The 20,294-nt window shown below is 67.0% G+C and carries 23 protein-coding genes; 8 read left to right on the top strand and 15 right to left on the bottom strand.

The window, feature by feature from the left end; all coding sequences use genetic code 11:
* Positions 1 to 32: 32 nt before the first annotated feature.
* On the bottom strand, positions 33 to 818 hold the full coding sequence (locus tag ACFRJ8_RS11475) for a sulfite exporter TauE/SafE family protein (protein ID WP_377986286.1): 786 nt from the start codon (positions 816 to 818) through the stop codon (positions 33 to 35).
* Positions 819 to 836: 18 nt separating this feature from the next.
* Positions 837 to 1,622 (bottom strand): ABC transporter ATP-binding protein, encoded by a 786-nt coding sequence (locus ACFRJ8_RS11470; protein ID WP_377986285.1) that lies wholly within the window; start codon positions 1,620 to 1,622, stop codon positions 837 to 839.
* 132 nt (positions 1,623 to 1,754) lie between these two features.
* On the opposite strand from ACFRJ8_RS11470, the gene serB reads away from it, so the two are divergent.
* Positions 1,755 to 2,672, top strand: coding sequence for a phosphoserine phosphatase SerB (gene serB / locus ACFRJ8_RS11465; protein WP_377986284.1), 918 nt, complete (start codon positions 1,755 to 1,757; stop codon positions 2,670 to 2,672).
* Positions 2,673 to 2,752: 80 nt separating this feature from the next.
* On the opposite strand, the gene ACFRJ8_RS11460 is transcribed toward serB, so the two are convergent.
* From ACFRJ8_RS11460 to ACFRJ8_RS11450, 3 genes are all read right to left on the bottom strand, one after another.
* Entirely contained in the window at positions 2,753 to 3,529 is a 777-nt protein-coding gene (locus tag ACFRJ8_RS11460) for an SDR family oxidoreductase (RefSeq protein WP_377986283.1), read from the bottom strand.
* Positions 3,530 to 3,679: 150 nt separating this feature from the next.
* On the bottom strand, positions 3,680 to 4,099 hold the full coding sequence (locus ACFRJ8_RS11455; RefSeq protein ID WP_277523647.1) for an Hsp20/alpha crystallin family protein: 420 nt from the start codon (positions 4,097 to 4,099) through the stop codon (positions 3,680 to 3,682).
* A 178-nt stretch (positions 4,100 to 4,277) separates the two neighbouring features.
* On the bottom strand, positions 4,278 to 5,003 hold the full coding sequence (locus ACFRJ8_RS11450; protein ID WP_377986282.1) for a beta-ketoacyl-ACP reductase: 726 nt from the start codon (positions 5,001 to 5,003) through the stop codon (positions 4,278 to 4,280).
* 149 nt (positions 5,004 to 5,152) lie between these two features.
* On the opposite strand from ACFRJ8_RS11450, the gene ACFRJ8_RS11445 reads away from it, so the two are divergent.
* The 4 genes from ACFRJ8_RS11445 to ACFRJ8_RS11430 are packed head-to-tail and all read left to right on the top strand — an operon-like array spanning position 5,153 to position 7,263.
* Complete coding sequence (locus ACFRJ8_RS11445; RefSeq protein ID WP_377986281.1) at positions 5,153 to 5,611, top strand: DUF3099 domain-containing protein; 459 nt, start codon at positions 5,153 to 5,155, stop codon at positions 5,609 to 5,611.
* A complete protein-coding gene (locus ACFRJ8_RS11440) occupies positions 5,608 to 5,901 on the top strand; it encodes a hypothetical protein (protein WP_377986280.1) in 294 nt (97 codons plus the stop codon). Before ACFRJ8_RS11445 ends, ACFRJ8_RS11440 begins: the two co-directional genes overlap by 4 nt.
* Positions 5,902 to 6,780: an SURF1 family protein gene (locus ACFRJ8_RS11435; RefSeq protein ID WP_377986279.1), complete on the top strand. Its 879-nt coding sequence runs from the start codon at positions 5,902 to 5,904 to the stop codon at positions 6,778 to 6,780.
* Positions 6,781 to 6,783: 3 nt separating this feature from the next.
* The gene (locus ACFRJ8_RS11430) at positions 6,784 to 7,263 is read left to right on the top strand and encodes a YbaK/EbsC family protein (protein ID WP_377986278.1); all 480 of its coding nucleotides are present in this window, start codon (positions 6,784 to 6,786) and stop codon (positions 7,261 to 7,263) included.
* 70 nt (positions 7,264 to 7,333) lie between these two features.
* On the opposite strand, the gene ACFRJ8_RS11425 is transcribed toward ACFRJ8_RS11430, so the two are convergent.
* On the bottom strand, positions 7,334 to 8,932 hold the full coding sequence (locus tag ACFRJ8_RS11425) for an ABC-F family ATP-binding cassette domain-containing protein (RefSeq protein WP_377986277.1): 1,599 nt from the start codon (positions 8,930 to 8,932) through the stop codon (positions 7,334 to 7,336).
* A gap of 304 nt (positions 8,933 to 9,236) precedes the next feature.
* On the opposite strand from ACFRJ8_RS11425, the gene ACFRJ8_RS11420 reads away from it, so the two are divergent.
* From ACFRJ8_RS11420 to ACFRJ8_RS11410, 3 genes are read left to right on the top strand one after another with little or no spacing between them, the layout of a single operon-like run.
* Complete coding sequence (locus ACFRJ8_RS11420) at positions 9,237 to 9,884, top strand: biotin transporter BioY (protein ID WP_377986276.1); 648 nt, start codon at positions 9,237 to 9,239, stop codon at positions 9,882 to 9,884.
* Entirely contained in the window at positions 9,881 to 10,690 is an 810-nt protein-coding gene (locus tag ACFRJ8_RS11415) for an energy-coupling factor ABC transporter ATP-binding protein (protein WP_377986275.1), read from the top strand. The genes ACFRJ8_RS11420 and ACFRJ8_RS11415 overlap by 4 nt, the downstream gene beginning before the upstream one ends.
* Positions 10,687 to 11,319, top strand: a complete 633-nt coding sequence (locus tag ACFRJ8_RS11410) for an energy-coupling factor transporter transmembrane component T family protein (RefSeq protein WP_377986274.1) — start codon at positions 10,687 to 10,689, stop codon at positions 11,317 to 11,319. Before ACFRJ8_RS11415 ends, ACFRJ8_RS11410 begins: the two co-directional genes overlap by 4 nt.
* A gap of 303 nt (positions 11,320 to 11,622) precedes the next feature.
* Here ACFRJ8_RS11410 and ACFRJ8_RS11405 read toward each other — a convergent pair whose 3' ends face one another.
* The 9 genes from ACFRJ8_RS11405 to ACFRJ8_RS11365 all read right to left on the bottom strand — a co-directional run bounded on the left by ACFRJ8_RS11405 (position 11,623) and on the right by ACFRJ8_RS11365 (position 20,294).
* Positions 11,623 to 12,924: an MFS transporter gene (locus ACFRJ8_RS11405; protein WP_377986273.1), complete on the bottom strand. Its 1,302-nt coding sequence runs from the start codon at positions 12,922 to 12,924 to the stop codon at positions 11,623 to 11,625.
* Positions 12,921 to 13,376 (bottom strand): MarR family winged helix-turn-helix transcriptional regulator, encoded by a 456-nt coding sequence (locus ACFRJ8_RS11400; protein ID WP_377986272.1) that lies wholly within the window; start codon positions 13,374 to 13,376, stop codon positions 12,921 to 12,923. The genes ACFRJ8_RS11405 and ACFRJ8_RS11400 overlap by 4 nt, the downstream gene beginning before the upstream one ends.
* 197 nt (positions 13,377 to 13,573) lie before the next feature.
* The gene (locus ACFRJ8_RS11395) at positions 13,574 to 14,563 is read right to left on the bottom strand and encodes a cyclase family protein (protein WP_377986271.1); all 990 of its coding nucleotides are present in this window, start codon (positions 14,561 to 14,563) and stop codon (positions 13,574 to 13,576) included.
* Positions 14,560 to 14,817 carry a hypothetical protein gene (locus tag ACFRJ8_RS11390; RefSeq protein WP_377986270.1) on the bottom strand — a complete coding sequence of 86 codons (258 nt, stop codon included), beginning with the start codon at positions 14,815 to 14,817 and terminating at the stop codon, positions 14,560 to 14,562. Before ACFRJ8_RS11390 ends, ACFRJ8_RS11395 begins: the two co-directional genes overlap by 4 nt.
* A gap of 11 nt (positions 14,818 to 14,828) precedes the next feature.
* Complete coding sequence (locus ACFRJ8_RS11385) at positions 14,829 to 16,166, bottom strand: TRAP transporter large permease subunit (RefSeq protein ID WP_377986269.1); 1,338 nt, start codon at positions 16,164 to 16,166, stop codon at positions 14,829 to 14,831.
* A gap of 78 nt (positions 16,167 to 16,244) precedes the next feature.
* Complete coding sequence (locus tag ACFRJ8_RS11380; protein ID WP_377986268.1) at positions 16,245 to 17,033, bottom strand: DUF1932 domain-containing protein; 789 nt, start codon at positions 17,031 to 17,033, stop codon at positions 16,245 to 16,247.
* A 20-nt stretch (positions 17,034 to 17,053) separates the two neighbouring features.
* Positions 17,054 to 17,683, bottom strand: a complete 630-nt coding sequence (locus ACFRJ8_RS11375) for a methyltransferase (RefSeq protein ID WP_377986267.1) — start codon at positions 17,681 to 17,683, stop codon at positions 17,054 to 17,056.
* A gap of 36 nt (positions 17,684 to 17,719) precedes the next feature.
* Positions 17,720 to 18,721, bottom strand: coding sequence for a tripartite tricarboxylate transporter substrate binding protein (locus ACFRJ8_RS11370; RefSeq protein WP_377986266.1), 1,002 nt, complete (start codon positions 18,719 to 18,721; stop codon positions 17,720 to 17,722).
* Positions 18,722 to 18,791: 70 nt separating this feature from the next.
* Positions 18,792 to 20,294, bottom strand: coding sequence for a tripartite tricarboxylate transporter permease (locus tag ACFRJ8_RS11365; RefSeq protein WP_377986265.1), 1,503 nt, complete (start codon positions 20,292 to 20,294; stop codon positions 18,792 to 18,794).

Here is a 20,294-nt window from a genome sequence, read left to right as displayed (position 1 = left end):
CAGATCATCTCAGCTGGTTCATTTCAATCTGGCTATTTGAACAGGTTGGCGATCATGAATCCCAGTGCCACCAGGCCCAGGGTGAAGATGACCCCGCGCAGGACCGCCGGGGAGAGCCGACGCCCCACCTTGGAACCGATCACGCCGCCGATCAGGGAGCTCACGGCGATCAGGCCGACCACGCCCCAATCGATCCTGTCGAACGCGAACAGGAGGTAGGAGCAAGCGGCGACCACGTTCACTCCCAGCACCAGGAAGTTCTTCATCGCGTTGGCGTTCTGGATGGTCCCGGTCATGAACACGCCCAGGATGCCGACTAACAGGATGCCCTGGGCCGCGACGAAGTAGCCGCCGTAGACGCCGGCCAGGTACACGAGCACCATCAGCAGGACACCGTGGCGGCGGTCCCGGATGGCGTGCTCAGGGTTTTCCTCGCGGTTCTTCACCCACCGCTGGAGCCGCGGCTGGAAGACCACCATCAGCAGGGCCAGCACGATCAGGACGGGGGCGGCGTAGTAGAAGACCTGCTCGGGCAGGTGGAGCAGCAGGTAGGCGCCGGTGACAGCGCCCAGCAGCGAGGCCGGCAGGAGCCGGAGCAGCTGCTTGCCGCGGCCTTCGAGCTCCTTACGGTAGCCCCAGGCGCCGGTGGCGTTGCCGGCCACGAGTCCCATGGCGTTGCTGATGGAGGCCGTGACCGGGGCATAGCCCAGGGCGATCAGTACCGGGAACGTGACCAGGGTGCCGGACCCGACGACGCTGTTGATGGTGCCAGCCCACAGCCCGGCGAAGAAAATGAAGGCGCTATTGAGGAACTCCACGCGGGGTCAGCGGACCCGTCAGCGGCTGGCGGTCGCGGTGTACCGGCCGGCGTTGACGCTGACGTCCAGCGGCAGGCCGAACGTTTCGCTCAGGTTTTCGGCGGTGAGGACCTCCGGCAGCGGACCGGAGGCCACTACGCCGCCGTCGCGCATGAGCATCGCGTGCGTGAAGCCCGGCGGCACTTCTTCGAGGTGGTGGGTGACCAGGACGATCGCCGGGGCGGCGTCGTCGCGGGCGAGTTCGCTCAGGCGCTGGACCAGGTCCTCGCGCCCGGCGAGGTCGAGCCCGGCAGCCGGTTCGTCCAGGAGCAGGAGCTCGGGATCGGTCATGAGGGCGCGGGCGATCTGGACGCGCTTGCGCTCCCCTTCGGAGAGCGAGGCGAAGGGGCGGTTGAGCAGCGGGCCCATCCCCCACTCGTTCAACAGCCCAAAGGCGCGCCGCTCGTCGTTCTTCTCGTAGCCTTCACGCCAGCGGCCGGTCACGCCGTAGGCGGCGGTGACCACCACGTTGAGGACCTTCTCGTGTTCAGGGATCTGGCTGGCCAGCGCAGCCGAGGACAGGCCGATCCGGGGCCGGAGCTCGAAGACGTCGACGGCGCCGAGGACTTCCTCGAGGATGCCGGCCATTCCGGACGTCGGGTGGATCCGTGCCGCGGCCAGCTGCAGGAGTGTGGTCTTGCCGGCGCCGTTGGGTCCCAGGATCACCCAGCGTTCGCCCTCCTTGACCTGCCAGTCCACCTTGTCCAGGAGGGTTTTAGCCCCACGTACAACGCTGACGCCGGCCATTTCAAGAACATCACTCATAGGAGTAGACACTAGGACAAAAAAGCGGACGACTGATAACCGGCGCCGCGGGCTGCCGTGCACCGTCACGCGGGGCCGGCCCGCGCGCAACGAATTCGGGCCGTCCAGCGCGTGCTCGCTAGGATTGAAGCCATGAGTTCGAACGTGACCGCAGTGAGCTACGGCCTGAAATTGTCCCTTACCGAGATCCAGCGGCTGCGTTCGCTCCTGACGGCCGCGGGGCTCAGTGTCGGCGCCGAAACCCGCGCCGGCGACGGGCGCTTCGAGGTGTATGCGGCCGACTGCGCGCTGGAGGCCTCAGAAGGCGGCCGGCCCGACGCCGTTACAGAAGCCCGGCTGGAAGAGCCGCGCCGTGCGCTGGCGGCCGCCGGTATCGACGGCGTGGACACGGCGCTGGTTCCCGCAGCGCTGCGCAGCGCGCCGCGAAAGTTCCTGATCATGGACGTGGACTCCACGCTCATCCAGCAGGAAGTGATCGAGCTCCTGGCGGCCTACGCCGGGAAGCGCGAGGAAGTGACGGCGGTGACCGAGGCGGCCATGCGCGGCGAGCTGGACTTCGCCCAGAGCCTGCACGCCCGCGTGGCGGTCCTCGCCGGACTGCCGGCGGACGTCGTAGAGCGGGTCCGCGCCGAGGTCCGGCTGACCGAGGGGGCCGCCGAACTCGTGGCGGCATTCCAGGCTGCCGGCCATGCCGTGGCCGTGGTGTCCGGCGGGTTCAACCAGATCCTCCGGCCGATCGCCGAGGACCTGGGGCTGCATCACTGGATCGCCAATGAACTGGAAATCGCCGACGGCGCGCTGACCGGCAAAGTGCTTGGCGACGTCATCGACAGGGCAGCCAAGGAGAAGTACCTGCGTGAGTGGGCTGCGGCCGAGGGCATTCCCATGGAGCACACCATTGCCGTGGGAGACGGCGCCAACGACCTCGACATGCTGGGCGCCGCCGGGATCGGCATCGCCTTCAACGCGAAGCCGGCCGTCCGTGCTGCCGCGGACGCCGCCGTCAATCTTCCCTATCTCGACGCCGTGCGGTTCATCGCCGGGGTCTGATGCGTTAACGCGAGAAGGCACGTCGCGGCAGTGTTTAGTCAAAACATTGCCGCGACGTGCCTTCTCGGCCGTATGAGCTCCTAGCTGGAGCTCTTGTCAGCTGCCTTGTCTGCGTTCTTGTCGAAGTAATCGGCGCCGCCAACGTATTCGGTGTGGCCGCTCTCGACGTCAGCCGTGGCCATCTTGGCGACCTCAGCGGCAAACTCCTTGACCGAGTACAGTTTGCCCGCTTCGGCGCGGCGGGCCTCGATGGCGCCGGGGTTCGACCGGTCAAGCAGGGTGGCCGTGACGGTGCCCTCGATCATGTCGCCGGAGACAACCACGAGCGAGATCCCCTTGTCAGCCAGGGCCGGGACGAGGGCGCGGAGTGCGTCTTCACCGGCACGCTTGCTGCGGGCCACGGGCTCGTAGTCGGGCATGGTGGGCACCGTGTCGATGAAGTGGGCCTGGTGGCTGGTCACGAAGACCACGCGTGAGCCTGCGGGCATGAGCGCCACGGCGGCGTTGAGCATGTTCACCTGGGCGTCACGGTTCAGCTTCAGCGCGTAGCCCTCTTCCATCCCGGTCTCCATGCCGCCGGAGGCGTTGAGGACCAGGAGGTCGAGCGAACCGAAGTTCTCCATGGCGGCGCTGGCGAGGGCCTGGACGCCTTCCTGGGTGGTGAGGTCCGCCCCGACGGCCGCGGCACGGCCGCCGTCGGCCTCGATCTCCGCGACAACCTTGTTGGCGCGCGGCGCTTTCTGGCGGTAGTTCACGACGACGGCCGCGCCTTCGGCGGCCAGGATCTTGGCGACTTCGGCGCCGATTCCGCGCGACGAACCGGTCACGATCGCAGTCTTGTTCTCCAGCAGTCCCATACGAGCTCCTTTTGTTCCAAACGTCCAAACACTGTGGGTCTGCAATCCATCATGCCAGCGGATCGCGCCATTGCAGTTGTTCAGCATCCACAAAGAAGCCCCGGCGGCGTAGTTCCGATGTGTCGTGCCCGGAACGCGCCGGCGGCTGGGTCAGCTGCGGTCGATCCGGATCTTCTTCGACGTCTCCCCTGTCACAACCTCGGGAGCAGGTGCGCGGACTTCCAGGACGCCGTCCTTGTACGTGGCGGTGATGTCTTCTTCCTTCGCCCCCGCGGGAAGGGCAATGCTGCGGGCGGACCGGCCGTAGCGGAATTCCGAGCGGTACCCGGCCTTGCTCTTGTGCTCGGACGTTTCCTGCCGCTCCACCGCGATATGGAGCATGCCCTCGCTGACGGAGACGTCGACGTCCTGGTCGGGGTCGATCCCGGGCACTTCCGCCCGGACCACCAAGGTGTTGCCCTCTTGGAACTGTTCGATCTTGATCCCTGGCGCGATGGACAGATCACCGTCAAGGAAGCGGCGGACCGGTTCCAGCATGTCCGAGGGCGTCCACTTGCTGAGATCACTCATGATTTCCTCCTGGGTCCACGCCCCTGCCGTGGCATGGTCGGGGGCTGTGAGCCCATTACACGCTCCCGGCGCCCCAGTGCCAAGGGCAAAAAGGCCCAGCGCAGCGGACAGCGGACGACGGCGGACCCCGCCGTCGTCCGCTGTATCCGCGTCCGGTGTGGCCCGGCGTCGCGCGGCGCTAGTGGCCCATTCCGAGGCCGCCGTCGACCGGAATGACCGCACCCGAAATGTAGGACGCCTCGTCGCTGGCGATCCAGCGAACAACGTTGGCGACCTCGGAGGCCTCGGCGAAGCGGCCGGCGGGAACCTTGGTCAGGTAGTCCTTCTGCGTGTTCTCGGGCAGCTCGGCCGTCATGTCCGTGTTGATGAAGCCGGGCGCGACCACGTTCGCGGTGATCCCGCGCGCGCCGAGCTCGCGGGTGAGGGACCGGGCGATGCCCACCAGGCCAGCCTTGGAGGCAGAGTAGTTGATCTGGCCGGGCGCGCCGTACAGGCCGGAAACGGAGGAGATGAGCACCACGCGGCCCTTGCGCGCCCGGATCATGCCCTTGGACGCGCGCTTGATCACCCGGAAAGCGCCCGTGAGGTTCGTGTCGATCACCGAGGTGAAGTCGTCCTCGCTCATGCGCATCAGCAGGGTGTCTTTGGTGATGCCGGCGTTGGCTACCAGTACTTCCACAGGACCGTGGGCGGCTTCGACTTCCGCGAACGCAGCGTCCACCGAGGCTTCGTCGGTGACGTCCGCCTTGACGCCGAGGATGCCGTCGGGCAGCGACGATTCGCTGCGGAAGGTCACCGCCACCTTGTCGCCGTTGGCCAGGAAGGACTCGGCAATGGCCAGGCCGATTCCCCGGTTTCCGCCGGTGATCAGAACGCTGCGGCCGGTGGTGGGTGTGTCAGACATATGGGGCTCCGGGTTCTGCGGCAGGGAGGGCCGCGCTGGGGGCTGGATTTTTCCTGCCTCCGATCTTAGCGCCCGGTTCGCATCCGTTTGGGCGGCTCCGCCGATGGTGAGAGAATCGAAGTAAGCCTTGGGAGCGTGATCTGACAGCCGTGACACTCAAAAACCGACCCGGTGCGCATGTGCCCGGGAGGCCGGACGCCGAGTCCGGCGGTACCGAGGTGCACAGCATCACAGACGCCGCCGCCGCGCACTCAGATGAGATACGCGAACGGATGATCAAATACGCCGTCGCCATGGGCATCCGCATGGTCTGCCTGATCCTGATCTTTGTGGTGGATGGCTGGTTCAAGCTCATCCCGGTGCTTGGAGCCGTCTTCCTGCCCTGGGTTGCGGTGGTGATCGCCAACGGCAGCGACCGGGCCGAAATCCACAGTGACTCCCTGCTGGACTATGCACCGCTCGCAGAGCTGGACGCCGCACCCGCGGACCCGGCCGGGCAGTCCCCGGCCGACGGCGGGGACGGCGACGACGGCTCCGGGACGCTGCTGCAGGGCGAGCTGATCGATGATGAGAACGACGACGACGACCACGGACGGGCAGCTTCATGAACCTCTTTGACCTGGCCGGGACCGGCGGCGAACCCGCCGCGGCCCCCGGCACCGTCTGCTCCCGGAAGGCCTGCCGCGCGGCAGCGGAATGGCAGCTGCTGTGGAACAACCCCAAGATCCATACCCCGGAGCGGCGCAAGATCTGGCTGGCGTGCGGGGAGCACCGCGCCTGGCTTGAGGACTACCTCCAGACGCGCGGACTGTGGAAAGAAACGGTGGCCCTCGGCGCAGAGCCCGTCGACCTCTCCGCAGGGACCGCGCCCCTCGACCCGTCAGGCAGGATCGGCTGAATGTACCGCTTTCTCTTCTCCAGTAAATGGCTGGGGTACTTGTTGCTGGCCGCGATCTTCGCTGCAGGCTGCGTCGGACTGGGCCGGTGGCAGATGGACCGTCGCGCCGAAACCCTGGCGGAAATCAACCGGGTGGTCTCCAACTACTCGGCCGATCCCGTCCCGTTCGCCGATGTCCGGGACCAGTTCAGCCGGCTGAACCCGGAGCGGGAATGGACCCAGGTGGAACTCAAGGGCAGCTACGACGTCGCTGGCCAGCGCATCGTCCGCAACCGCCCGCTCAACGGCCAGCCTGGCTATGAGGTGGTGGTGCCGTTCAAGCTCCAGTCCGGCGAAACCGTGGTGATTGACCGCGGCTGGCTGCCCATCGGCAACAACACCCCGGGCCGGCCCGACTCGGTGCCTGCGCCGCCCCAGGGCCCGGCGACAGTGGTTGCCCGCCTGAAACCGGCAGAGCCCGCGCTGCAGCGCGGCGCCCCGGACGGCCAGCTGGCCTCGATCGACCTGGCCGCCTATTCCGCGCAGCTGGGCTATCCGCTGCTCACGGGCGCCTACGGACAGCTGGCCTCGGAGTCGCCCGCGGTGCAGGACATGCCGTTTCCATTCCCCAAGCCATCCACCGATGAAGGTACGCACCTTTCCTACTCCCTGCAGTGGTTCGCGTTCGGCGTGCTGATGTTCGTCGGGTTCGGCTACGCTGCCCGGCAGCAGGCCCGCAACGCCGCGATCGACGCGGAGGACGCCGAGGCCGAGGCAGCCGAGGGCGTGTTCCTGCACTCCAGCGGCCCGGCCGTGCGGCGCCGTCCCGCTCCGCGCAAGCGCAAGAATGCGACCGCGGAAGAAGAGGAAGACGCCATCCTCGACGCCCAGGGGTTCTGAGCGGTGAACCCTGATGCCTTTCCCGGACCGGTGGCGAACGTCAGGCGCGCCCTCACCGCCCTGGGCGCGCAGGACACGGTGACCGTGTTCGATTCAAAAGTCCCGACGGCGGCCGCTGCGGCCGCCACGCTGGGTTGCGACGTCGCGGCGATCACCAACAGTCTGGTGTTCGACCTTGGCGGCACTCCGCTGCTGATCCTGGCCAGCGGCGCGGCGAAAGTGGACGTCCACAAGGTCGCCGAGCAGCTGGGCACGGGCAAGATCCGCCGGGCCTCCCCCGAGTTCGTCCTGGAACACACCGGCCAGGAGGTGGGCGGCGTGGCCCCGGTCGGGCACCCGGAGAAGATCCGGACCCTGTTGGACGAGTCCCTGTCAGTCCACAGTGTCCTGTGGGCAGGGGCAGGCGATCACAACTCGATGTTCTCCATCAGCTACGAGGACCTGCACAGGATCACGGGCGCGGAAGAGATGCCGGTCCGTTAAACCAACTGACCCGCAGCTGTGGCCGTTTTCAGTGCTGAAACGGCGGCAAGTGCGGGTCAGTTGGATGGCCTTACGCCAGTGTGATCAGGTCCAGGTAGTCTTCGTTCCAGTGGTCCTCAATGCCGTCGGGCAGCAGGACGACGCGCTCCGGGTTGAGCGCCTCGACGGCGCCCTCATCGTGGCTCACGAGGACGACGGCACCGGTGTAGTTGGCCAGGGCCCCGAGGATTTCGGCGCGGCTGGCAGGGTCGAGGTTGTTGGTGGGCTCATCGAGGAGCAGCACATTCGCGCTCGAGGCCACGATGGTGGCCAGCGCCAGTCGGGTCTTCTCGCCGCCGGAGAGCACCCCGGCGGGCTTGTCGACGTCGTCGCCGGAGAACAGGAACGAGCCCAGAATGTTCCGTACTTCCGCGTCGTTCATGTCCGGGGCGGACGAGCGCATGTTCTGCAGGACGCTGCGGTCCACGTCGAGCGTCTCGTGCTCCTGGGCGTAGTAGCCCACTTTCAATCCGTGTCCCGCCACGACTTCGCCGGTGTCCGGCTTGTCGACGCCGGCGAGCATGCGCAGCAGGGTGGTCTTGCCGGCGCCGTTGAGGCCCAGGATGACCACCTTGGAGCCGCGGTCGATCGCGAGGTCGACGTCGGTGAAGATCTCCAGCGAGCCGTAGGACTTGCTGAGGCCATCCGCGGTGAGCGGGGTCTTGCCACAGGGTGACGGATCCGGGAAGCGGAGGGCTGCCACCTTGTCATGCGCGCGGACGGCCTCGAGGCCGCCCAGCAGGCGCTCGGCACGCTTGGCCATGTTCTGCGCGGCGACGGCCTTGGTGGCCTTGGCGCGCATCTTGTTGGCCTGGTCGAAGAGGACCTGGGCTTTCTTCTCCGCGTTGGCGCGTTCACGCTTCCGCGCGCGCTCGTCCGTTTCGCGCTGGGTGAGGTAGCGCTTCCAGTCCATGTTGTAGAAGTCGATCTGGGCGCGGTTGGGATCGAGGAGGAAGACCTTGTTGACCGTCGCCTCCAGCAGTTCGGTGTCGTGGCTGATCACAATCAGCCCGCCCTGGTGGTTCTTGAGGAACTCACGGAGCCAGGAGATGGAGTCGGCGTCGAGGTGGTTGGTCGGCTCGTCAAGGAGCATGGTTTCAGCATCCGAGTACAGGATGCGCGCGAGCTCCACACGGCGGCGCTGACCACCGGACAGGGTCTTGAGCGGCTGGTTCAGCAGGCGGTCCGGTAGGGCGAGGTTCGAGCAGATCGCTGCCGCCTCGGCTTCGGCCGCATAACCGCCGGCGGCCAGGAACTCCGATTCCAGCCGGTCATAGCGGTTCATTGCCTTGCGCTGGACCGCGGCGTCCTCGCTGGCCATCTCTTCGTGGGCCAGGCGGAGTTTGCCCACGGCGATGTCCAGGCCGCGGACGGACAGGATCCGGTCCCGCGCGAGCTGCTCCATGTCAGGGGTGCGCGGATCCTGCGGCAGGTAGCCGATTTCGCCGGTGCGGGTCACCTTGCCCGCGGCGGGCAGGCCCTCGCCCGCGAGCACCCGGGTCAGCGTCGTCTTGCCTGCACCGTTTCGGCCGACCAGACCGATCTTGTCTCCCTTGTCGATCCGGAAGCTCACCTGGTCCATAAGGAGGCGGGCGCCGGCGCGCAGTTCGAGATCCTGGACGGTAATCAATGCAGCTAAGGCCTTTCACAACAGGGAATGCCGCGGCGCAACAAGTGGAGTCTGGGCGGGGCCGGGGCAGGGCGGTGCGAGAGCACGGCCTCTACAAGTCTACCGGCACCGCCCCATCTCCCTGACATGGGCTCATATGGCAGCACCAGGCGGCCGGCACGGTCCCCTGGCCCGTGGTCATTGGCGGCGCCCTCCAGCTTCCGGGCCGCCGGTTAGTGGGGCGCCTACAAAAAACCCGCCACGCCGCGACCGTACAGTCGATATCACTAGTCCGACATCCACAGCAGCACCCGACAGGAACGCCATGACGCAAACCGACCATCCCGCCACAGCCAAAGCCTCGCGCCGCCGGAGCCGCTGGAATGCCACCGACCTTGGCCTCATCGCCGTCTTCGCCGCCCTGGTGGCCGCATCCGCGCTGATCGCCGCCATTCCGGTCGGCGGGCTCGGTGTGCCCATCACGCTGCAGACCCTCGCCGTCATGCTCACCGGGCTGGCCCTCGGCCCGGCCCGGGCCTTCGCCGCCGTCGGCCTCTATTTGCTCCTGGGCTTCGCGGGCCTGCCGATCTTCAGCGGCGGCCGCAGCGGGCTGGGCGTCCTCGCCGGTCCCTCCGCCGGCTACATCATCGGGTTCCTGTTCGCCGCCACAGCCGTCGGCTGGCTGGCCGCCGTCGTGCTGGCCCGCACCGCAGGGCGCACCGGCAAACTGCGCCCCATCCTCCTGTTCGCCGCCGCCATGGTGAGCAGCATCATCTTCATCCACGGCCTGGGCATCCTGGGCATGATGGTCAACGCCAAACTGGACTTCTCCAAAGCCTTCCTTGCCGATCTCGCGTTCTACCCCGGCGACATCATCAAGAATGTCCTGGCCGTCAGCATCGCCCTGGCCCTGCACAAGGCCTTCCCGGATCTGCTGCTCCGCCGCGTCCGGACGGCTGACCCCCGCCCGTGAGCAGCATCGTTCTGGACCGCGTCACGGTGCGGGTGCCGGTGGACGGCCGGCCCGCACCCAAGACGCTGCTCCAGGAGCTTTCGCTGGACCTCACGGAACGGCGGATCGGGGTCATCGGGGCCAACGGCTCGGGGAAGTCCACCCTCTTGCGGCTCCTCAACGGACTCGTGGTACCCAGCGAAGGCACCGTGCGGATCGACGGCGCCGATACCGTCCGCTCAGTCCGGGAGGTCCGCCGGCGCGTGGGCTTTGTCTTCACGGATCCGCTCTCCCAGCTCGTCATGCCCACCGGCCGCGAGGACGTGGAACTGTCCCTGCGGCGCTCCATCCGCAACGGCAGAGAGCGCCGGGCCCACGCGGAATCAGTCCTGGAACGGTTCGGCCTCCTGCCGCTGGCGGACCAGAGCATCTACGAGCTCTCCGGCGGCGAACGCCAACTCCTGGCGCTGGCCGCGGTCCTGGCCGTCGATCCGGAGGTGCTGGTTCTCGACGAGCCCTCCACGCTGCTGGACCTCCGCAACCGTGAACTTCTGCGGCGCACGCTGGGCGGACTCCGCCAGCAGGTGATCCTGTCCACCCACGACCTCGAGCTTGCCCTGGACATGGACCGCGTCCTGGTGGTGGACGACGGGAAGGTGGTGTTCGACGGCGGACCGGCGGCCGCCGTCGCGCACTACCGCGCCCTAAGCGCTGCCGGCCTGTCTGCACCTCGCGGCGGCCTGGCCGGCCGCGGGCCCGCCGACCCGCTTGCGGGCGGCGGGCCTGAGCGGGCCGTGCCGGAGCCGGCCCGGCTGGAGCAGTCGTGAGCAGCCACGGCTTTCTCCTCGCGGCGTACGTGCCCGGTTCGTCCCCGATCCACCGGGTACCGCTGTGGCTGAAGTTCCTGCTGGTCGTTGGCTGCGGAATGGCGTCGTTCCTGATCGCCGAGTGGGCCGTGTCGGCCGTCGTGCTGGCATTGCTGTGCGCGCTGTTCCTGCTCAGCGGGGCAGGTCCGGCCAGGCTGTTTCGCGCAGTGCGCCCTGTCCTGCCGGTCCTCCTGGCGATCGGCGTCTTCCAGTGGTGGCAGCTGGGCGCACCCACGGCGGCCCGGATCGTGCTTAACGTGCTGGTTTGCGTGGTTGCGGCCTCCATCCTGACCGCCACCACCCCGGTGCAGGCGCTGCTCGACGGCGTGGCGTCCCTGGCCCGGCCGTTCCGGCGCTTCGGTGCGGATCCCGAACGCTTCGCCCTGACCATTGCCATCATGCTCCGCAGCATCCCGTTCGTGGCCGGGGCCTACATGGACGTGCGCGACTCCGCCCGGGCCCGCGGGCTCGAACGCAACCCGCGGGCTCTCGTGCTGCCCGTGTTCATCAGCACGGTGGCCTTCGCCCGGCAGACCGGCGAGGCCCTCGCCGCCCGCGGACTGGGCGAGCCCGAGGATCCCGAGGACTAGCCCATAGCCCCTCGGTTGCCCGGCTGGCTGCCTCGCCGGGTTGCCCAAGGGGCATGCTCTCCCCTGGCCGCAGCCACTGGACATATGGCCCTAGTGCCCACTCCGCGCGCCGAAGAATGGACATGTCCCAATCAGGTGCCCGCGGAAGAACTGCGCCGCCGGGTTGCCCAATGGGCATGCTCTCCCCTGGCCGCAGCCACTGGACATATGGCCCTAGTGCCCACTCCGCGCGCCCAAGAATGGGCATGTCCCAACCAGGCTGGAATGGACATGTCCCTTCGCCGATGCCAGCGATTGCCCGCTTCAGGCGCCCCCAGCGTGGCCGGCGGCCTCGGTGTCCTGAGTCCGCCCGTTGCGGGAGCGCTTCCTGGCGACCACAGTCCGCAGTTGATCCCGAAAGGTCAAGCTGCTGCTCCGGCTGACCACGATCACCGAGCACAGGCCGGTGAGCAGCACGATCGAGCCCCCGGCGGCAACCGACCAGCGCGCGCCGAATTCAGTACCGATCCAACCCATCAGAGGCGCCCCGAGGGCGGTCCCGCCCTGCAGGACCGCCAGATACAGCGCCAGCACCCGCCCCCGGAATTGCGGCTCCACCGAGAGCTGGATACTCGTATTGCAGCTGTTCAGGAAGGTCATTGATGCAAGGCCCACCGGAATCAGGACGGCTGCGTACAGCCAAAACGAAGGGGACACGCTGCCCACGAGCGTGAAGAAACCCAAACCGAGGGCGCCGCCCAGCACGAAACGCAGCCGCGGACCGGACCTGCGGGCTGCCAGCAGGGCACCGGCCAAAGTCCCCACGGCCATGATGGAGCCCAGAAGCCCGAACTCCCCCGGCCCCATGCCGAATTCTGCGGTGGCCATCAGCGCGTTGGTAATGGCGAAATTCATGCCGAAGGCGCCCAGGATCCCGACCATGACAAGAATGAGCACCAGATCCGGGCGCCGTCTTACGTATGCCAAGCCCTCGGCAACCGGATGCTTGCCTTTGCGTGCCGGCACTGTCGGGAACAGCCCGGACTGACGAATTCGCCACAGGGAGATGATGACGGCGGCGAAGCTGGCCGCGTTGAGCAGGAAAACGGGTCCCGTGCCGACCCAGGCAATGAGGACACCGGCAATGGCAGGCCCAGTGAGCCGGGCAGTGTTAAAGGAAGCGGAGTTGAGCGCCACGGCATTTGAAATGTTGTCCTGCCCCACGAGTTCGGAAACAAAGGCCTGGCGCGCCGGTCCGTCAATGGCGCTGGCCACCCCAAGGCACAGAGCGGCCACATAGACCTGCCACAACTGCGCCGCACCGGTCAGGACCAGGAGCCCCACCAGCAGTCCGCACAGGCCCATGGCCGTCTGCGTCCACTTTAGGATCACCAGTTTGCGGTGCCGGTCCGCAAGCACGCCCGCGTACGGTCCAAGCAGCAGCATCGGAAGGAACTGCAGTCCTGTCGTGATGCCGACGGCGGTACCGGAGTGGTCGGTCAACACTGTCAGAACCAGCCAGTCCTGCGCCACCCGCTGCATCCAGGTGCCGATGTTGGACACCAGGGCCCCGCCGGCCCACATCCGGTAGTTGCGGTTTCCAAGCGCGCGGAACATGACGCTCATCTGGCGCTCAACTCCTGCATGATGCGAGCGGCGCGGCTCAGTGTCAGACGGTCCTCGTCATTCAGCACGGCGACCCGCTGCGCCAGCCATGCTGTCCGCTGGCTGCGGGCCTCGTTCAGGACGGCCTCACCTGCCGGAGTAATCCAGACGAGGACTTGACGCCCGTCCTCGGGATGCGCTGAACGCGACACAAACCCCTGGTCCGTCAGCGCGTTGACTATCCGGGTCATCGACGGCGCCTGAACGTGCTCCAGCTCGGCCAGTTCGCGAAGGGTTTGGGAGCCGCTTCGAAGATGTGCCAGGACTGTGTACTGTCCCGGCGTAAGAACGTCACCGCTTGCCTCGATGCGGAGCCGGCGGGACGTGCGCATGACGGCTGTCCGGAGCTCGATCGCTAAAATATCGGGTCGGATGCTATCCCCTGCGTGATGGGAATCGCGGGTGGTGGTCATAGTGCCTCCAGGGCCTGCCCGGCCGAATTAGTTAGCCGCGCTAATTAGCATTGCTAATTACTATTCTACTCGTCCATCGGAGAAAACGCAGGGCCACTGCTGACAGGCCCGACTCCAATCTGACGGCACCCGCTCCCACGGTGGCCATAGCGCGGTGGGGCAGGCCGGGTTCTGCGTCAGTCAGCACCGCGCCCCGGTCACGTCACGGCGGTGGCGTTCGCAGGCGACCCGGTGCCGCCGGTGATGTTGAGCGGTTTGACGCTGATGAAGGTGTCCCACTTCCCGATGGATCTCATGTGGCGGCTGAGGGGTCCGAGCCGCCACAGTTCGCCCAGGGGCATGCCGAGTTTGGCGAGGAGTTGCTGGTGCATCATGCCGTGGTCGTTCGGGGCCGAATCCAGGAAGGGGCTGCCGGGAACGGCGGGCAGGCATTCCAGGGCGAAGTTATCGGCCGCGAGGAGTGCGAGCCGGTGGTCCCAGGCCCAGGCGACGAAATCCTGTGTCTGGGCGATGCCGGTGGCGCGCCGGCCGTCGCGGGTCCGCTGTTTTTCCTCGGGGGTCAGGGCCAGGAACCACTCGCACCATCCAGTGTGGAGCATGAGGACGTCTCCCGGGCCGATGGTGAGGTCTTGGGCTTCGATGGCTTCCCGGATCAGGTCGAGGCTGAGGGGTTCCCCTGCCGCGTGGTCGATGGGCTCGCCGAGGGCGGTGCGGTGCCCGTCGAGGTCGACCAGCACGCCCCTGCCGACGATGGGGTTGTCGGCCCATTCCTGGATGCCGAGGTCCGGGGTGCCTTCCCTGATGCGGTCATCCGGCGTGCCGTTGTAAAAACCGACGTCGTCAGCCCGGCGGTGCCGCAGACCGTCGATCTGGGTGGAGCCCTGGAGGTAGTACCCGTCCAGGTAGTCGTCGCGGTGGGCAGGGTGGGAGGAGTAGATGGTGTGCCGCGGGGCGCTGCGTTTGAGCGACATTCCGGGATCGAAAGCGTCGGCCGGGTAGTCCAGGCCAAAGACCGTGCCGGTCCTGACGCAGTTCGTGGCTTTCAGGATGGCGTCCCGTGTGATGAAGGACGGCGTTCCGCGGTCCGGTTCGGGAAACAATCCCCAGGATGTCCCGGCTAGCCCACCCTCCCTTTCAAGTAGTTGGGCAAATGTCGGGTAGGTTCCGTCCCCGGCAAGGAATGTCATCGCGTCGCTACCTCCTGGGGCGCCTCTACTCTTTTCTGCTGGTGCTTGTAGCTGAGGAGGAAACCGGCGACCGCGCACACCGAGGCGGCGATGCACAGAGGGGGCTTGAACGCGTCGTTGAAGAATTGCAACCAGTCACCCTGGCCGGCGATGAGGGCGATGGCCTGGCCTGCGACAAATACGACGCCGCCCAACAGGAGTAGGGCGAGCGTTAGTACGAAGATGACTTCGATGGTTCGTCTGGTCTTCTGCATGTCTTGGTTCCTTAGATCGGCAGGATGCCGACGATGATCAGCACGCCGATTCCCAGCAGTGGCAGGGCGTAGTGGGTGAGCAGGCGGGAGAAGGTTTTGACCGGGTTCACGTCGGCGATGCCGCAGGCGACGTAGAGCGGTGCGCCTCCGGGGGGAACCGCTGCTTCGCAGGAGGAGAAGACCAGGACGGCGACGGCGGCGGTGGTGGCAGGCACGCCGGCGGCCACGAGTGTGGCGACGCCGACGGTACCGACGGCGGCCATGGTGGCTGTGGCGGAGAGGGGTGCGGCGACGGCGATGACGATCAGCCCGATGAGGATGGCGAGGAGCCACAGGGGCAGGTTCAGCTGGTTCAGCAGGGCGGTCATCTGCTTGGGGAGGCCGGTGGCGGCGAGGGCGTTGGCCCCTGCAAAGGCGAAGAGCACGGTGATGCCGACGATGCCGAACCTCGGGGAGGAGTCCCGCAGCAGGGTCCGCCAGGCGCGGCCGCTGCCGGGCAGCTGTTTCCTGCCCAGCAGGGCGCCGGTGATGAGGAGGACGACCGGAATCCAGACGATAACGCTGACGGTTTTGGTGATGTCTCCTCCTGTCCAGTCGGACAGGGCCGTGGCGATGGCGCCGGAGGTGATGATCAGCGGGATGGCCACCACAATGAAGAGCAGCAGGGTGGCCCAGCCGCGCCTGAACGCTACCCGGGCAGTCAGCCGGTGCGCCGGGTCCAGCGGGGACATCCCGCTCTTTCGGACCAGCAGCCAGGTGACGATCAGCCGGTGCAGGAAGCACCAGAGTCCGCCAATGAGCAAGGGAAGGACGAGGTCGTTGATGTCCAGCAGAGGCCCCACGGTGGCGGACCCGACGAGGACAAACATGGAGGCACTGAACGGGAAGGTGATGCCCATCCCGGCGTTTCCGGCCACGAGGGTCGCCGCCGCGGGCTTGTCCAGCTTGGATTTTTCCATCCAGGGGATGGTCACCGAGCCGACGGTCGCGGCGATGGCAGCCTGGTTATGGACCACCCCGCCCAGACCGGCGGAAGCCACGGTGGACACCCAGGCGGGGCCGCCCCTGACCCCGCCGATCAGGGAGTTCAGCAGGTCGATGAGCCGGTCCAGCACGCCGGTTTTGTCCAGCAGGTATCCCATGAATACGAACGCCATGGTGGCATAGACGATTTCGTCCGTGGCGGCCGAATACAAGGAGGCCCAGCCGATCTGTGCCGCGGCGGCCCCCGTGAACGGGAGCACGGCCAGGAAGCCGAGGATCATGGCTTCTCCGACGCTGCGCTTGATCACTGTCGTCCAGAGAAGGATGACGGCCAGGTAGGCCCCAAGGGCCCAGATGCCGATCATGTTGTTACTCCTGACAGGGAATTTCTTGCTGGAAGGTTCATCGTTGATTCCTGTAAATGATTCTGCCTGATGCCGGGGTCAGCGCAAGACCGCTGCCACCGGTGCCGTTTCCTGGGCCATCCGTGACAGGGCGGCGGCTGAGGCTGCCGTCATCTCGGAGGGTGCGCCAAGGTCTGAGAGGTAGCTGGCGGTGTCCTGCATCTCCTGGGAGCGGCGCACTGCGTGCTTGGCCGTGCCGGTGAGGAACCTGTCGATGACGGCCTGGCCATCGCCGGCGAGCTGGCGGGCGATCTGGGCCCGGATCCAGTCCTCCAGGCCGGCGGCCCGTCCGGCGGTGACCGCTTCGACAACGACTGAGGCCAGGCCTTTCATCAGGACACTGCGGAGCAGTTTGTGGGCCATGGCCGCGCCGGGTTCCCCGGCGGCGATTTCGACGTCGGCGCCCAGCGGGGACAGGAGCTCGGCAACTGCCCGGGAGCCGGGGCCGCTGACCATCAGCGGTGTCTTTACACCCTGGGTGGGGACGGGTCCGAGGATGGCGACGTCGGCGAAAAGCGCCGCGCCGGGCAGCTGCCCCAGTTCCTGCATGACCTGCGGTGAAGAGGAGGTGAAGTCCGCGTAGCAGGTGCCGGCTGGCAGGACCGGCAGGCATTCCTGGGCCACGCTTCGCGCGGCGCCTGCCCCGGTGAGGACGAGAACGATATCCGCGCCGGCACAGGCTTGTGCTGCGGTTGCTGCCCGGGTGACGCCGGCCGGCGTGGAGGGGGCGACGGGATCGAATCCTGTCACGCTGTGGCCTGCGGCGACCAGGGCGGCCGCGTAGGTGGCTCCGGCCTCACCGAGGCCGATAACGGTGCACGCTGTCATTTGGTTTGTATCTTTTCTGTCTAGTGGCGGTCGGCGATGATGGCGTCCCGGCGGCTGGTTTCGTCGGCGAAGACGGCCTCGGCGGCTTCCGCGACGTTCGCTGCCTGTTCCCTGGGGATGACGACGATGCCGTCGGAATCGCCGATGATGATGTCCCCCGGGAGGACGGGGACCCCGCCGAAGGAGATGGGGGTGCCCAGACGGGAAGGGCCGTTTTTGTACGGGCCCGCCGGTGTGACGGCGCGGGCGAAGACGGGCATGCCGATCTCGCCGAGGGCTTCGGCGTCGCGGGCGGCGCCGTCCAGGGCGAACCCGGCGATGCCAAGGTTGATGGCGCGTTCGCCGATGAGTTCGCCCAGTAGTGCCCGGGATTCGTCCCCGCCGCCGGAGACGACAATCACATCTCCGGGGCGGGCGAGCTGAAGGGCGCGGTGGATGCCCTGGTTGTCCCCGGGGCGGGTCCAGACGGTGAAGGCGGGCCCGGCGAGGCGGGCGCCGGGCCAGATGGCCTGGATGGCTGAGTCGGCGATTCCGAGGCGGTCCATGGCGTCGCCAATGTTGGCGGCGGGCAGTTTGGCGAGCCGGTCGATCACGTCGATATCAGGGCGGGCGAAGTCTGCGTCGACAGCTTCACGGAGAGGAGTTGTCATGATGGGTTCTTTCGTGCGTGGCGGCTGGTGGGAGGACTAGTCTTTTTTCTGGACCAGCGGGAGGACCTTCTTGAAGTCCTCTTCCTGGCCAGCCCAGAACTTCTCGTAGTCGGCGCCGGACATGTAGCTGGTCTGCAGGCCGAGGGCGCCCATTTTTTCCTTGACGGCGGGGTCCTCGATGGCCTTCTGGAGGGCAGCTTCGAGCTTCTTGGCGACGGCGTCAGGCAGCCCGGCCGGTGCGGAGTAGCCGCGGACGGTGCCGGCTTCGACGTCGTACCCGGATTCCTTGAAGGTGGGAACGTCGGGCAGTGCGGGTGAGCGTTCGGCGGTCATGATGCCCAGGACGCGGGCCTTACCCTGTTTGGTCAGGTCGGTCACGTCGCTGACGTTGGCGACCAGGACATCGACGTGCTTGCCGAGGAACGCCGTGGTGGCCTGCGAGGCGCCTTCGGAGAAGTGCACCGGAGCGAACTCGGAGCCGGTGGTTTCCTGGATCTGGGCCAGGGCGAAGTGTTCGCCGGTCTGCAGGCCGGTGGTGCTGGCGGTCATGGATTTCGGGTTCGCCTTGGCGGCGTCGAGGAGTTCCTTCAGCGTTTTGTACGGGCTGTCGGGCTGGACGGCGATGACGGCGGGATCGATGACCTGGCGGCCCAGGGGCTGGAAGCTGGCGCGGGTGTACTTGGCGCCGCGGGCCGGGTCCAGCGGTGATACGACCACTGACGGTGAGCCGGTGGCCCCGATGGTGTAGCCGTCAGGCTTGGCGCTGGTCAGTGCCGTATATCCGATCTGTCCGCCGGCACCGGGCTTGTTGATGACCTCGACATTGGTGCCGAGCTCTTTCTCGAGGATCGGCTGAACGAGGCGGGCTGCGGTGTCCACGGCTCCGCCGGAAGAGAAGGCCACCACCAGGTCGATGGACTTGCCCTTCTTCGGGAAGTCGTCGCCGGTGGAGTTGGAGGCGCTGGCGTTGGCGCCACAGCCGGTGAGGGCGATAAGTGCTGCTGCGGCGAAGGCGGCGGTGATTTTCTTGCGTGACAAGGGTCTTCTCCTTTGAAGAAATGCATGGGTTAGAGAGCTGACAGGAATTCGGGTGTAGGGATGAGCAGGTTTAGGCTTCGGGGTCCTCGGTGAGGGCCTTGGGTTTGCGGAACTTGAGCAGCGGGCTGCAGATGATCAGCACGCCCAGGCCGATCAGCACGGCGGAGATGGGGCGGCTGGTGAAGACGCTGAAGTCGCCTTGGGAGATTTCCAGGGATTCGCGCAGTGAACGTTCCATCAGCGGGCCGAGCACCAAGGTGAGGACCATCGGTGCCAGCGGGATGTCCAGATTCCTCAGGGCCAGGCCGAGGAGGCCGAAGCCGATCATGACGAAGACGTCGAAGACGCTGAAGTTGATGGTGTAGGCGCCGATGACCATGAACAGCAGGATCAGTGCGGTCAGGATGGGGGTGGGGACGCGCAGGATGGAGGTCCAGAGGCCGACCAGGGGGACATTGAGCAGGAGCAGCAGCACGTTACCAATGAAAAGGCTGGCGATGATGGCCCAGGCGATCTCGGAGTGGTCGGTGAACAGGGCGGGCCCGGGAGTCAGGCCCTGCTGCAGGAACGCGCCCATCAGCACGGCGATGGTCGGCGATGCCGGGATGCCAAGAGTGAAGAGCGGGATCAGGGCGGCGTTGGCGTGGGCATTATTTGCCGTTTCGGGTCCGGCCACGCCTTCGACTGCGCCCTTGCCGAGTTGGTGGCGGAAGCGGGAGAACTTCTTTTCCGCAGCGTAGGACAGCAGGGACGAGACTGATCCGGTCATGCCGGGGATGAGGCCCAGTCCGAAGCCGACGCCGGTGCCCCGGGCCATAGCGGGGGCGCTGCGCCGCCATTCCGTCCGTGTCGGGAGCAGGGAGCGCATGCCGGGCGCATGAACCACCGGAGTCTCGGCGTTCTTGCGGTAGGAAAGGATTTCGGAGAGTCCGAAGACGCCGACGATGACGGCGACGAAGCTGATGCCGTCCAGGAGCCGGTCCATCCCGAAGGTGAACCGCGGGGCGCCGGCGACGGGGTCGATGCCGACCATTGAGATCAGCAGGCCCAAGGCTCCGGAGATGATGGCCTTGACCATGGACTTGCCTGCCAGTGCCACGAGCAGAGAGATGCCGACGACCATGAGCGCGAAGAACTCCGGCGGGCCGACGAGCAGGCCCAGTTCACCGAGGGGTTTGGCGGCGGCGACCAGGCCGATGGTGGCGATGGTTCCACCGACGAAGGATCCTACGGCGGCCAGGGTCAGCGCCGCACCTGCCCTGCCGAGTTTGGTCATCGCGTAGCCGTCGATGGTGGTGATTGCCGACGATGCCTCGCCCGGAGTGTTCAAGAGCACGCTGGTGATGGTTCCGCCGTACTGGGTGCCGTAGAAAATGGCGCACAGCATGATGATCGAGCCGGCAGGATCCAGGTTCAGAGTGAGCGGGATGAGCAGGGCCACGCCGGCGACCGGGCCGACACCGGGGAGGACTCCGATGATGGTGCCCAGCAGGCAGCCCAGGAAGGCAAAGAGCAGGTTTTGCCATGTCATGGCGGTGGCGAAGCCGCCGAGCAGTTCGTTGATTGTGTCCAC

This window comes from Arthrobacter sp. NPDC056886 (assembly GCF_042788715.1).
In the GTDB taxonomy this organism is placed as follows: Bacteria; Actinomycetota; Actinomycetes; order Actinomycetales; family Micrococcaceae; genus Arthrobacter.
The sequence above is the reverse complement of the archived record's forward strand: the minus strand, read 5'-3'. Positions and strand labels throughout refer to the sequence as shown.